Annotated in this window: 10 protein-coding genes; 7 read left to right on the top strand and 3 right to left on the bottom strand. The window is 40.7% G+C overall.

Going from position 1 to position 13,201, the window contains the following annotated elements:
* Positions 1 to 2 precede the first annotated feature (2 nt).
* From iolE to fba, 6 genes are all read left to right on the top strand, one after another.
* Positions 3 to 899, top strand: coding sequence for a myo-inosose-2 dehydratase (iolE, locus tag NSQ37_RS04455; protein WP_012118844.1), 897 nt, complete (start codon positions 3 to 5; stop codon positions 897 to 899).
* Between the two features lie 12 nt (positions 900 to 911).
* On the top strand, positions 912 to 2,207 hold the full coding sequence (locus NSQ37_RS04450) for an MFS transporter (RefSeq protein WP_060562325.1): 1,296 nt from the start codon (positions 912 to 914) through the stop codon (positions 2,205 to 2,207).
* 22 nt (positions 2,208 to 2,229) lie between these two features.
* A complete protein-coding gene (locus NSQ37_RS04445; protein ID WP_020958069.1) occupies positions 2,230 to 3,264 on the top strand; it encodes a Gfo/Idh/MocA family protein in 1,035 nt (344 codons plus the stop codon).
* A gap of 19 nt (positions 3,265 to 3,283) precedes the next feature.
* A complete protein-coding gene (locus NSQ37_RS04440; RefSeq protein WP_032867913.1) occupies positions 3,284 to 4,153 on the top strand; it encodes a sugar phosphate isomerase/epimerase family protein in 870 nt (289 codons plus the stop codon).
* Positions 4,154 to 4,240: 87 nt separating this feature from the next.
* A complete protein-coding gene (gene iolI, locus NSQ37_RS04435; RefSeq protein WP_341123300.1) occupies positions 4,241 to 5,083 on the top strand; it encodes a 2-keto-myo-inositol isomerase in 843 nt (280 codons plus the stop codon).
* Positions 5,084 to 5,085: 2 nt separating this feature from the next.
* Positions 5,086 to 5,958 carry a class II fructose-1,6-bisphosphate aldolase gene (fba, locus tag NSQ37_RS04430; protein ID WP_012118840.1) on the top strand — a complete coding sequence of 291 codons (873 nt, stop codon included), beginning with the start codon at positions 5,086 to 5,088 and terminating at the stop codon, positions 5,956 to 5,958.
* A gap of 291 nt (positions 5,959 to 6,249) precedes the next feature.
* On the opposite strand, the gene NSQ37_RS04425 is transcribed toward fba, so the two are convergent.
* Both NSQ37_RS04425 and NSQ37_RS04420 read right to left on the bottom strand, forming a co-directional pair.
* Positions 6,250 to 8,442: a peptidase domain-containing ABC transporter gene (locus NSQ37_RS04425; protein WP_042635636.1), complete on the bottom strand. Its 2,193-nt coding sequence runs from the start codon at positions 8,440 to 8,442 to the stop codon at positions 6,250 to 6,252.
* Between the two features lie 51 nt (positions 8,443 to 8,493).
* Positions 8,494 to 11,682, bottom strand: a complete 3,189-nt coding sequence (locus NSQ37_RS04420; RefSeq protein ID WP_341123297.1) for a type 2 lanthipeptide synthetase LanM family protein — start codon at positions 11,680 to 11,682, stop codon at positions 8,494 to 8,496.
* A 210-nt stretch (positions 11,683 to 11,892) separates the two neighbouring features.
* Here NSQ37_RS04420 and NSQ37_RS04415 point away from each other — a divergent pair, with 210 nt between their 5' ends.
* Positions 11,893 to 12,477 carry a flavoprotein gene (locus NSQ37_RS04415; protein ID WP_042635634.1) on the top strand — a complete coding sequence of 195 codons (585 nt, stop codon included), beginning with the start codon at positions 11,893 to 11,895 and terminating at the stop codon, positions 12,475 to 12,477.
* A 48-nt stretch (positions 12,478 to 12,525) separates the two neighbouring features.
* Here NSQ37_RS04415 and NSQ37_RS04410 read toward each other — a convergent pair whose 3' ends face one another.
* Complete coding sequence (locus NSQ37_RS04410) at positions 12,526 to 13,167, bottom strand: response regulator transcription factor (RefSeq protein WP_007614849.1); 642 nt, start codon at positions 13,165 to 13,167, stop codon at positions 12,526 to 12,528.
* Between the last annotated feature and the right edge of the window lie 34 nt (positions 13,168 to 13,201).

Below are 13,201 nucleotides of genomic sequence, written 5' to 3'. Positions count from 1 at the left end.
CGATGGGCAAACAAGATATTCTGTGGGGCATCGCTCCCATTGGGTGGCGCAATGACGATATGCCGGAAATCGGAGCCGGGAATACGCTGCAGCATTTGTTAAGCGATATTGTTGTCGCCGGCTTTCAAGGTACGGAAGTGGGAGGGTTTTTCCCTGAACCCTCCGTCCTCAATAAAGAGCTGGCTCTCCGAAACTTGCGGATTGCGGGGAAATGGTTCAGCAGCTTTATCATACAAGACGGTATTGAAAAAATGGCTGAACAATTTACAGAACACTGTGATTATTTGCAGAAAGTCGGAGCGGATGTCGCCATCGTTTCTGAACAGACGTACAGCGTTCAGGGCTTGGACATTGATGTATTTAAGGAAAAACCGCACTTCTCAGATGAAGAATGGGATACGCTGTGCCAAGGCTTGAACCGTCTCGGGAAAATCGCTGGCGAATACGGGCTGGACCTCACGTTTCATCATCATCTCGGCACAGGCGTCCAGACGGCGGAAGAAGTTGACCGGCTGATGGATGGAACGGACCCGCGGTATGTCCATTTACTTTATGATACCGGCCATGCCTATATCTCGGACGGAGACTATATGACGATTCTCAACAAGCATATGGATCGGATCAGACACGTTCATTTCAAGGACGCGCGGTTTGACATTATGGAGCGGTGCAGACAGGAAGGCAAGTCATTCAGGCAGTCGTTTTTACAGGGCATTTTTACGGTTCCCGGCGACGGATGCATCGATTTTACCGAAGTATACCGAACGCTCGTCCGTCATGATTATTCAGGCTGGATCGTCATCGAAGCCGAACAAGACCCGGCAGTCGCCAATCCGCTTGAGTACGCGCTGATTGCAAGAAAGTACATCGACAGTGAACTGCTTGATCCTGCAAATTAGAGGGGGACTTATATGAATAGTGCCAAGGCGGAATCAGCTTTCAGCAAAAGGACCATCGCCGCAGCATTAGCAAATTACATTGATGCAGGTTCCATCGTGGCAGGATCAGCGGGTTTATCTATGTGGGTCAGCTACTTGAAGCTGTCCGACAGCCAGATCGGATTGCTCGGCGCCTTCAGCGCAAACGCGATATCAGCGGCCATCGGAGCGCTGCTCGGCGGGTATTTGGCTGATAAGGTCGGCCGAAAAGCTGTATACACAAACAGTATGCTCGTCTACGCCTTAGGAATTTGTTTGGTTTTGTTTGGATTCAACTTTCCCATGCTGTTATGCGGATACATGATTATCGGGATTTCTGTAGGCGCGGATATTACGGCTTCCTGGACCATTATCGCGGAAAACGCCCCTGAGAAAAACCGGGCGAGGCATTGCGGAGTGGCGCAGGTGGCGTGGGCCGCAGGAGCCGTTGTGGTTCTGCTGTTATCCGTTTTGGTCGGTGACCTCGGGCTTTTAGGAAATAAAATTGTCTTTGCGCATCTATTGGTGATCGCCCTGATCACATATGTGATAAGAAAGCGTTTACCTGAGTCGGATGCCTGGAAAAACAGTGAAGATCGGCCTGCCGCCGTGAAAAAAACATCTTATTTTGACCTGCTTCAGCCGAAATTTTTCAAGAACATTTTGTTTTTAATGGGTGTGTTTCTCGTATGGAATCTCGCCGCGGGCGTCATGGGATTCTTCATGCCGTACATCTACCAGCAGGTCGGCGGCGTATCCGCAAATACGGCCAACATTCTGCAGATGGCCCTGTTTATCTTCACCGGGCTCGGCGTCGCCTGTATCTTCATGCCTTTCGCAGATAAATATCGGAAAACGGTGTTCGGAATCTGCGCATGTATGGCCGTTGTCGGCTGGTCGCTGTTTTTACTGCCGTTTCAGGGGCTCCCGATGCTGCTTTTGTTTGTTTTAGCGATCGGCATCAATAACGGAGCCGGCCAGCAGGCGAACTACCAGCTGTGGGCAAGCGAGCTGTTCCCGACAGAACACAGAGCGTCAGCACAAGGGCTCATGTTCTTTCTCGTCCGTATTTCAATCGGAATTTGGAGTTTATTTGTGCCGGTCATCATGTCACAATTCGGCATCGGTTTTATGGCCGGTATTCTGCTCATATGTGTGACGGCCAGTATGATCATCGGGCTTGTTTTCGCACCGAATACGTCCGGCAAGTCGCTTGAACAAATACAGGAGGAACTGTACGGCGCTCCTCAGGACGGCAGCGAGAAAAGAAAGACGAGAACCATTATTTGATTATCAGAAGGAGTGGCGATCAATGAATTTACGTATAGGTGTTATCGGAACTGGTGCTATCGGAAAAGAGCACATCAACCGCATCACAAATAAGCTGTCCGGAGCGGAAATTACCGCTGTCACAGATGTGAATCAGGAGGCCGCGCAGCAGACCGTTCAGGATTTCAATTTGAACGCCTCCGTTTATCCTGATGACGACAGCCTCCTCGCTGCTGAAAATGTGGATGCCGTCTTAGTGACAAGCTGGGGCCCGGCTCACGAGTCCAGCGTTTTGAAAGCGATTCAGCACGGCAAGCACGTGTTTTGTGAAAAGCCGCTTGCGACAACGGCAGAAGGCTGTATGCGCATTGTCGAGGAAGAAATGAAGACGGGAAAACGATTGGTGCAGGTAGGTTTCATGCGCAGGTATGACAGCGGTTACGTTCAGCTGAAAGAAGCGATTGACAACCGCGTGGTCGGCGAGCCGCTGATGATTCACTGTGCGCACCGCAACCCGACAGTCGCATCCAATTATTCAACGGACATGGCAGTCGTCGATACGCTCGTTCATGAAATTGATGTCCTCCACTGGCTCGTCAATGACGACTATGAATCCGTACAGGTGATCTATCCGAAGAAATCAAAAAATGCGCTGCCGCATCTGAAAGATCCGCAGATGGTCATCATCGAAACAAAAGGCGGCATCGTTATCAATGCCGAAATCTACGTGAACTGTAAATACGGCTACGACATTCAATGTGAAATCGTCGGGGAAGACGGCGTTATCAAGCTTCCGGAACCGTCAAGCATCAGCTTGAGAAAAGAAGGGAAATTCAGCACCGATATCCTGATGGACTGGCAGCGCCGATTTGTGGCTGCGTATGATGTGGAAATTCAAGACTTCATTGATTCGATCCGGAATAAAGGCGAAGTCAGCGGTCCGACGGCATGGGACGGTTATATTGCCGCGGTGACAACTGATGCGTGCGTAAAAGCTCAGGAATCCGGGCAGAAAGAGCCTGTGGCGCTGCAAGAGAAACCGGCATTCTACCAATCATTTACGACTGTGAACAAATAATAGATCGGGAGTGAGAGAAATGAAACTGGCCTTAGATCCATCCATGTACCGCGATGATTTAACGTTAGAAGAAATGGTCTATAAAACGGCGGAACTCGGATACGAATATATCGAACTGTCTCCGCGCGAGGATTTTTGTCCTTTCTATAAATATCCGAAAGTCGATTCAGCAAAAATCAAACAATTGAAGCGCCTTTTAAAAGATACAGGTGTGAAGCTGTCTTCTCTTCTTCCGCTTTACCACTGGGCGGGTCCTGATGAAGACCGTCGTCAGGCCGCCGTGCGCAACTGGAAACGGGCGATCGAAATTGCGGTTGAACTTGAAGTGGATTTGATGAACAGTGAATTCAGCGGTTCAAAATATGATCCGTTGACAAGTGAAGAAAAATTTATCAAATCCATGGATGAACTGCTGCCCGTCTTTGAAAGAGAAGGCGTTAAACTCAATCTGCAGGCTCATCCATACGATTTTATCGAAACGCACAAAGGGGCGATGGATATGATCCGCGCGCTTGACAAGGATTGGATCAATCTTGTCTACTCGACTGCGCATACGTTCTTCTATGATGACGGAAAAGGCGATATTGCGACCATGTTTGATGAAGCCGGCGACCGCCTCACACATGTTTTATTTGCAGATACTTTTAATCATAAAGCGGCGCATGGCCTGCGCTACATCGTCAACCCGCCTGACGCGAAAGTAACGGTTCACCAGCATTTGGACATCGGGCAAGGCGAGGTTGATTTTGAGACGATTTTCAGAAAGATGAGAGAGATGAAATTCGACGGAATTGCGACGAACGCCGTTTTTGCTTGGGTCGGCGAAAGAGCGGATGAATCAAGCCGGACCACGCTTAAGAAATTAAAGGAAGAATTAGGCATGGCATAAGCTGAGTATGGAGTTCGGCGGAGCGGGGCAAACAAGCCCTTCAGCCGGACTCCCTTCATATCGAAAACGCGGATGGGAGAGGCTGACATGAAACTTTGCTTTAATGAAGCGACTACGCTGGAGAATTCAAACCTGAAACAGGATTTAGAACTGTGCGAAAAGCACGGCTATGATTATATTGAAATCCGCACAATGGATAAGCTGCCGGAATACTTAAAAGACCATTCACTGGCCGATCTGGCGGAATATTTTCGAACCCATCACATTAAACCGCTTGCCCTGAACGCACTGGTTTTCTTCAACAACCGTGATGAGAAGGGCTATAGGGAGATCATTTCGGAATTCAAAAGCATGATGGAAACCTGCAGGACGCTCGGCGTGAAATATGTAGTGGCCGTGCCGCTTGTGACAGAGCGGAAAATCTTGAAAGAAGAGATCAAAAAGAGCAGCATAGAGGTGCTGACTGAGCTTTCGGACATCGCGGAGCCGTACGGCATAAACATTGCCCTTGAATTTGTCGGCCACCCGCAATGTACGGTCAATACATTTGAACAGGCGTATGACATCGTGAACGCTGTCGGCCGCGATAATGTCGGACTGGTGTTTGACAGCTTCCATTTCCACGCGATGGGCTCCAATATTGAGAGTTTGAAGCAGGCGGACGGAAAGAAAATTTTCATCTATCATATCGACGATACAGAAGACTTCCCGATCGGCTTTTTAACGGATGAAGACCGCGTCTGGCCTGGGCAGGGTGCGATTGACTTAGACGCCCATCTGTCAGCGTTAAAAGAAATCGGATTCAATGATGTTGTCTCCGTAGAGCTGTTCAGACCTGAATATTATAAGTTGACTGCGGAGGAAACGATCAAAAAGGCAAAGGAAACAACGGAAGCCGTCGTATCAAAATACTTCATGAAGGAGGCGTGAACATGGCTTTTGTTACCATGAAACATCTTCTTGCAGAAGCGAAACGGGAGCATTATGCAGTCGGCCAATTTAATATCAACGGCCTCCAATGGACGAAGGCGATTCTGCAGGCGGCGCAAAAGGAGCAATCGCCGGTCATCGCCGCGGCTTCCGATCGTCTGGTCGACTATTTAGGCGGATTTAAAACGATTTCCGCCATGGTCGGCGCGTTAATGGAAGAAATGGCGATTACCGTTCCCGTCGTGCTCCATCTTGATCACGGAAGCAGTGCGGAACGCTGCAGACAGGCCATTGACGCCGGATTCAGCTCAGTGATGATTGACGGCTCCCATCATCCGATTGATGAGAACATCGCGATGACAAAAGAAGTCGCCGATTATGCCGCTAAGCACGGCGTCTCAGTAGAAGCAGAAGTCGGCACGGTCGGCGGCATGGAAGACGGGCTGGTCGGCGGGGTCCGCTATGCCGATGTCGCCGAATGTGAGCGGATCGTCAAAGAAACCAATATCGACGCGCTGGCCGCCGCCCTCGGCTCCGTCCACGGCAAATATCAAGGTGAACCGAATCTCGGATTTAAAGAAATGGAGGCTATCTCCCGCATGACTGATATTCCTCTCGTTCTTCACGGAGCATCCGGGATTCCGCAGGAACAGATCAAAAAAGCCATCACGCTCGGCCACGCGAAAATCAATATCAACACGGAATGTATGGTCGCCTGGACAGACGAAACACGCCGCATGTTTCAGAAAAACGGTGATCTGTACGAACCGCGCGGCTACATGACACCCGGCATTGAAGCCGTGGAAGAGACAGTGCGAAGCAAAATGAGAGAGTTCGGATCAGCCGGTAAAGCCGTAAAACAGCAGGTCGGCTGATGAAAAGCACTCACAACATCGTGAGTGCTTTCGTCTTTCCGTTTATGTCCTTCTCGCGTTTCACCAAAGTATCACAATCAAATCAACCTGTTGCTGACTGAGAGCGGATTTGTAAAGATAGATGGTGTCAAAGTCATTGATAAACACATGATTATGTTCGACAGCGGCAAGATTTTTTCTAAATGGGGGATTGCTCTGGCTTGTTTTGTTTCAGTCTTTCAAATTATAATCTGCGGACATGGAGATAAAGGGTATAGCACGCGTTATTGAAATAAAATAAAGTCAGCGGCCTCAAGTTTTGCCAGTTGGCTCATTGAGGAAAAAGGGCTTTTGCAGCGTAGCTTTCTGTCTATCCCCTACTTGTTTTATCCATAAGTCATAATAATATCCCTTTTTCTCTAATAACTCTTGATGTGTTCCTTTTTCGACTATTTTTCCTTGATCTAATACCACTATTAAATCAGAGTCTTGGCTGCTTAAAAGACGATGAGTTATTACAATACGGGTAATATTTGATTTTGCAAAGTATTCGTCAATTTTATGCTCTGTCAATGTATCCAAGTTACTTGTTATTTCATCTAAAATGACTACAGAAGGGTTATCGACGATAGCTCTTGCTATTGCTATGCGCTGACGCTGCCCTCCTGATAACATACTGCCATTTTCCCCGATAATTGTGTTATATCCCATTGGCATTCTTATTATATCTTCATGTAACTGCACTCTCTTTGCTGCTTGTTCAATTTTATCTTGAGATAAGCTTTTAAATCCAGCTATATTGTTTGCAATAGTATCATTGAAAAGAAAGCTTTCTTGTAATACGACACCCATTTGTTTTCGGAGCTCGTAAAGGTTTAAATTCTTCAAGTCGTGTTCACCATAAAATACTTTTCCCTTAGTGGGTTTGTATAACCCCAGTATAATTCTTGATAAAGTTGTCTTTCCACTACCTGTACGGCCTACGAGAGCTAATTTAGTACCTGACTTAATGTTTAATGAAACTTCTTCAAGAATATGTAAGCTATGATGTGTAAATGTGACATTTTCAAGTTTTATATCTTGTTTTGATAGTTCAGTTTCAATTATTGAAGTTTGGTTGATTTGTTCGGGCTCAGTTTCCATAACATCTTGCATTCGTTCAAAAGTGTCACCGACCAATTGAAATTGTTGCATGCTTGTTATTAAAGAAGCAATCGGCAACAAGAAAGATGTTCCTAAGCTGCTAAACCCTAATAAGCTTCCGAGTGTTAAATTTCCGGTGATAACTTCTTTTGATCCAAACCATAATAAGAGTAGGGGTGCACAATATCGGATGCTTACACTTATGCTATCCATTATAGCGTCTAAGTGGTAACGCTTTGAAAATGCTTCGATTTGTTTATCATAGTAATTTGACCACTTTGTTAGGATAGAATGATCTAAACCATTTGATTTAATAAAAGTGATAGCTCTTAGAGCTTCCACCAAAAAACTTTGTGTAGTTGTTTGAATTGATAAGTCATTATGGATTAAAATTTTTATTCTTGGAATCAAAATCATCATTAGTAAGAATTGAATAATTGCCAATCCAATAGCAAAAAATGCAAGTTTAAATGATTGAGTTAACATAGCAATAAAAAATGAAATCAAAGTAATAATATCTAGTACTATTGTTGCTCCATTCTTAGCTATAATCTCCCTTATCATGGAAATGTTACTTACTCTCATTGCAATATCACCGGTTGTTCGATTTTCATAAAAATCGAGAGGTAATTTTAATAAATGTTCCACAAAATCGTTTGAGATGCTTTTACTTATAATAGCTTGAAGTTTAATTGTGAAATAATTGCGGATAAACATAACAAGTCCCAATATAAAAACTGCTATGATGACTACAATTCCTAAAAATAGAAAAGAATTTGTTGATTTACTTATTAAAGAATGATCCACTAAATATTTAATTAAAAAAGGAACGGCTAAGAAGACTACTTGTGTGATCAGTGAAAAGAGAATGATAAGTGAAACAATAGTACGGCTTTTAACTATATAACGTAAATAATACTTTGCTGCGGGTGATGGCATCGTCTCTTTAAATTTATCTGACTTTTTAAAAGTCAAGATTACCTTGCTATAATGTCTTTTAAATTCTGCTTCGGATAATTTCAATTTTCCTCTGTTGGGGTCAATTATATGAAAAAGACCTTTTTTAATCTGTTCTAAAACCACAAAGTGCCGTTCATCCCAAAATATGATGCAGGGAAGATATGAATTGATATGTTTTTTTAAATCTTTAAATGAAACTTGGTATACTTTGCAGTTAAGCCCATAATATTCTGATACTGATTTTAAAATGGATACAGATACGCCATTTCTTTGGGCATCACATTGTTCACTTATTTTATTTAGAGATATAGTACTCCCATAATAACTTAAAATCATGGTGAGGCAGGCGGGCCCGCACTCATATTGTCCCATTTGTCTTACTAGAGGAACTCTTCTTCTCATTGGATCACTCCTCAGAAATAGAGCCTTAACAAAGTAAGGCTCATTTTAATTTTACAATTTTAGCTCTAAAGGTGATTGGAGTCTCAAAACTGATGGTACTTCAGTCGGTGCAAAAATCTTAAGCAATCCAAGTCCTATACCTGCATACCCCATCATTAAGGATGGGGATTCGTTATTTTTTTCAAATCCAGTTAACCATCCTCTGAGCTTTATGTCATTTAAAATTTTATGGCTTAGTTCTGTTACATTTACGCTTAACTTTTTATTAAAGTTTTCCGCTGCGTACATAAGGATGTCCAGATTACCTAAATCACCATGGCATAAAGAATGATCATGTTCAAAACCATATTTTAGGGTTGTATTAATTGCGACATGTGCTTCATCTTTTATCAATTCATTTTGATTGTGTGGCAGGATCAATATCCTACTTAATCCTATGCCTGCTGCGCCATTACACCAAGCAACAAAATTATCATTTCGAAACTGTCCGTTTTCAAGTTTAATATCTGCCCAATTGTTTTTTTCTGGAATAAACAAAGTTCTTTCAAATTCTAACGCTTTTTCAGCTACCTTTTTAAATACAGTTTGCTCAGTAATTGCGTAAATCTCATAAAGAGCCCATATAATTCCTGAGGCACCATGAGCAAATCCGGAGGCTGGCGTTGGGTTTGCCGGGACTTTCCATCCAACCCCCTTTTCCATAACGTTTATATTTTGAATAAGACGATTTCCGCATTTTGTAATCAAGTTTAAGATTTGTTCTTCTTTATACCGTTTAAACAAATTTATTAAAATAACTGCTGTCCCAGCCACCCCTGTTAAAATATCGTTGTTTTCATCCCTTTCGATCAAAGAATCTAATTTGTTGAGGGCAGAATGAAGTTCGTTTTTCAATAGTTGTTCATCATTCCATAACTTTGATAAATGATCCAACAAATAAAGGTAAGAAGCAATTCCCCCAAAGGCACCTAAATCACTAGATGCAGACATATTTTTATGTACTGCCACTAAAGCTTTTTTAGATAGTTTGGTGTATTTTTCATTGTTAGAGAGGCGACCTAAATAAGCAAGGAAGAGAGAAATACCTCCTACACCCTCGTATAATGAACTATTTGCAGCCGAAATCTTGAATTGATCCTCTCGTTGATTGTCAACAAACGATCCGATCCAAGATACATCCTCTTGTCCATCTAACTGTTCACCTTCAATCGCCCTACTAGCAAGAAAGTCTCCGATTTTAATAGCTTCTTGAAAAAAATCTTTTGGGTTAAAAACGTGTAATCGAGGATTTATATCAAATACTTTATGTTTACGATAAGAATCCTTAATTACTAAAATAGCTGTTTTTATAAAGCTTACTTGTTCATGACAGTCACTTTCATTCATTTCATTTATTTTTTCCTTTGTCTCATTTAAGGCAGATGTTTTAAAAAAATTGTTGATTTTTCGACCGTTGGAATCCCACATATTTGTAGATTCAGGATTACTTGTGAAATATGGGATATCCCCAAGGAATAAGCCTTCCTTTTCACTATTTACAACTTGGTTCAATCGTGGATTCAATTTTGTATCTAGCCACAATTTATCCAAAATCATTTCACGATCTAAGCCGTCTCTCATGAAATCTGGATGTAAACTTATTTTCAGAAGGTTTGCATAGCGAGATGTACCACGCAATATTTGTCTTACAGTAACCCCTTTAAAAGAATCTATTTGTTCGAGCATGTCTTGTTTATATTTCATGAAAAGGAAGTAGGTTTCTTCAAATCCTTTTATAATATCTCCTTCGTAAGCAACAGTATTAATGATTTGTCCATGCAGCATAGGTCTATGCTGACTAACTGGAATTGGAAAGTTTTTTTCTTCTATCCTGACTGTATCTTTATCTCGATCAACTATTGTACTGGTTTTATGCGGAGATACTTGTCCTTCTTGTGCACCTAATGCACTAAGGTCAATTCCTTCAAATCCAGCTTTACTATTTATTTTTCTCGGTAATAACCCAATTCGCAAAACTGACCGTTCAATATGTTCTTGTGCGCGACTAAAAGCACTGGTATCTGTATACGTAGAATTATTATGAAATAAAGATTCTAAATCAACTAAAATAGGATATTCTCCATCAGCAATTAAATTTTGCATATGAAAATCTACCGCATTCATTGCATATAAGATAGCCAAATAACTTCCAATACGCCAATAAAACTTTCCAATTTGCAGCTCTTCCTGACATTCTTTATAAGAGATAAATTGCGTCCATCCATAAGATTTTTTGTTAAGTGTGTGTACAGTTTTCAAGTCAAAACTTAAATTTTTACCATTTAGATAATTTACAAACTTATTAAATTTTACGTCTATTTCTAATGAACGAGGCTTATACACAATTTTAATTCCAGTTTCAAAGTTTAAAATGGCGACTGTTTTTCCTTTGTTATGAGTGTCTGAGACGCCACTTCCTGTATCGATGGAAATAATTTTCCCTAATTTTTGACCATTACTAAACTCAGACTCTAATATCCCTTTATCCTGATGAAATCTTACAAGGAGATCAGAAGTATTTTGAATCCAATACATTGTTTTTGTTGCTAACAGCCTTGTTAAAACTATGTATTCTTCTCGAATTGATCGAACATATGTCGGGTCATTTAAAAGGGCTTGATTGAAATAAGAGGCTCGTTCTTCAGAAGTTTCACCCCTCAGCTTTCCTGATACCCTTGCTACATTTAACTCCAATATTAATATCCGACTACTTATAGCTGATAAAGTTTCACCAAGATTATTAAGTAAATCATCAATTACCGACGGACTAAGTTCTTCCTTTATCAGAGATTTATTAGAGTGAGAATATAATACTTCCTCTAATTTGCCTCTTGCTATTTTTAAAAATGGTTCTATAAAACTAAAGAAGAGAATATCTTTTCTAACTTCTATATTTACATCTTTATAGGATTGTTCATCAACTAGCTGAATAATTTCAAGCCATCCTTGATGATCACCTTCATTAATAAATTCCACTTCTTTTGCATTGATAGTATGCCTTAGAGTTTCTTCGTCAATATTTTGAGTGGCTAATACATCCTCAATTCGAATCCCCTCATCACTTTCAACAAGGCTTTTCCATCTTTCGAAGCGTCTGTTTGTTAGTTCATCCCAATTAGTATTGAGTGAACGCCTTACTTTTCTTTCACTTAACGAAGAAGACCTATTCCATACCGAATTCCGTTTGAATTTTGTATGCATATTGAACACCTCATTTTTAATAAATTTGAACAATTAAGATTCCTTAATTATCCATAAATATAGCAGGGCCATTTAAAAGTTAAAAGAATTTTAAAAGAAGTTTAGGTTTATTTTATATGTGTTTATTAAGAATATTTAATATTTGGAATAAACACCACAAAAAGAATAATTATGTAGTATGATTGTTTAAAATTTACAGGGGGAGAAAAAATGAGTATTTCAATATTAAAAGATAAAAAGTTATTGATCGGGATTTGCGGATCAATCTCATCTGTCGGCATCTCCTCGTATCTCTTATATTTTAAAAGCTTCTTTAAGGAAATAAGGGTTGTTATGACAAAAACAGCGGAAGACCTTATTCCAGCTCATACTGTTTCTTATTTTTGTGACCATGTATACTCAGAACATGGGGAAAACGGAAAAAGACATAGCCACGTAGAAATTGGCCGTTGGGCGGACATATATTGCATTATTCCAGCTACGGCGAACATCTTAGGACAAACTGCTAATGGTGTAGCAATGAATTTAGTTGCAACTACTGTATTAGCTCATCCACATAACACTATTTTCTTTCCAAATATGAACGATTTAATGTGGAATAAAACAGTTGTTTCCAGGAATATTGAACAATTAAGAAAAGATGGGCATATTGTTATTGACCCAGTTGAAATTATGGCGTTTGAGATTGCGACGGGTACAAGAAAACCTAATCGTGGTCTAATTACACCCGACAAAGCTTTATTAGCATTAGAAAAAGGGTTTAAAGAAAGAACAAAACACCCCTCACTAACATAAATGGGATGACTCAAAAGTCATTTTAAAATGATTTTTGGGTCATCCTTTTCACACGACATTTTTTGAGTCTGCTTTTTTTTCAAGACAAATATATGTACTGTCTGATAAGAGGTACCCTTTTCCAAACTTTGTTTGAAGAATCTTTGGATCTCCAGGGTTATCCTCTACTTTTTCTCTAAGAGAACTAATGTGTACATAAAGACTTGACCTACCAGTAAGGTCAGCATATTCAATAAGTTCTTCAGAACATACTATTTTATTTGAATTTAAATAAAGCAAATATAAAATTTTAAATTCTTGTATTGCTAGAGGGATATATTCATTCTTTTTCCAAATACAATGCTTTCCAACGTCGAAAAAAGTTGTGAAAGACAATTGAAAAACATTATGTTTTAGGGTTGAAACATTATTTATTTGATTTAATATTGGACCAGGGTTATAATCGGAAACGTTAGTTTCTAAGGAGTTAAGTATTATGACTGGGCAAGATATCGATTTTATCAGTTGCAACACTAGATCATTAGGGTGGCAAGTATCGATGATTACAGAGGAAAAATTTTCTTTGGATATTATTTGTTTTAATTCATCCAATGTGTTAACATTTATTATTTCATTACTATCTGGCGTTAATAAATGATTCATATATGCTTGGAAATAGCTATTTTCTGAACAAACGAGAGTTTTCCCCAATGATTTACCCTCCTGTTTTTTAAGAATTTTCTAA

It is taken from the genome of Bacillus sp. FSL P4-0334 (assembly GCF_038004825.1).
GTDB classification, from domain to species: Bacteria; Bacillota; Bacilli; order Bacillales; family Bacillaceae; genus Bacillus; species Bacillus velezensis.
This window is presented reverse-complemented; position numbering and strand designations above follow the sequence as displayed.

What these genes read in the sequence shown, in the direction of transcription:
- NSQ37_RS04415 (WP_042635634.1), top strand. Translation starts at nt 11,893, where the DNA reads ATGAGTATTTCAATATTAAAAGATAAAAAGTTATTGATCGGGATTTGC.
- NSQ37_RS04445 (WP_020958069.1), top strand. Translation starts at nt 2,230, where the DNA reads ATGAATTTACGTATAGGTGTTATCGGAACTGGTGCTATCGGAAAAGAG.
- iolI (WP_341123300.1), top strand. Translation starts at nt 4,241, where the DNA reads ATGAAACTTTGCTTTAATGAAGCGACTACGCTGGAGAATTCAAACCTG.
- iolE (WP_012118844.1), top strand. Translation starts at nt 3, where the DNA reads ATGGGCAAACAAGATATTCTGTGGGGCATCGCTCCCATTGGGTGGCGC.
- fba (WP_012118840.1), top strand. Translation starts at nt 5,086, where the DNA reads ATGGCTTTTGTTACCATGAAACATCTTCTTGCAGAAGCGAAACGGGAG.
- NSQ37_RS04440 (WP_032867913.1), top strand. Translation starts at nt 3,284, where the DNA reads ATGAAACTGGCCTTAGATCCATCCATGTACCGCGATGATTTAACGTTA.
- NSQ37_RS04425 (WP_042635636.1), bottom strand. Translation starts at nt 8,442, where the DNA reads ATGAGAAGAAGAGTTCCTCTAGTAAGACAAATGGGACAATATGAGTGC.
- NSQ37_RS04420 (WP_341123297.1), bottom strand. Translation starts at nt 11,682, where the DNA reads ATGCATACAAAATTCAAACGGAATTCGGTATGGAATAGGTCTTCTTCG.
- NSQ37_RS04450 (WP_060562325.1), top strand. Translation starts at nt 912, where the DNA reads ATGAATAGTGCCAAGGCGGAATCAGCTTTCAGCAAAAGGACCATCGCC.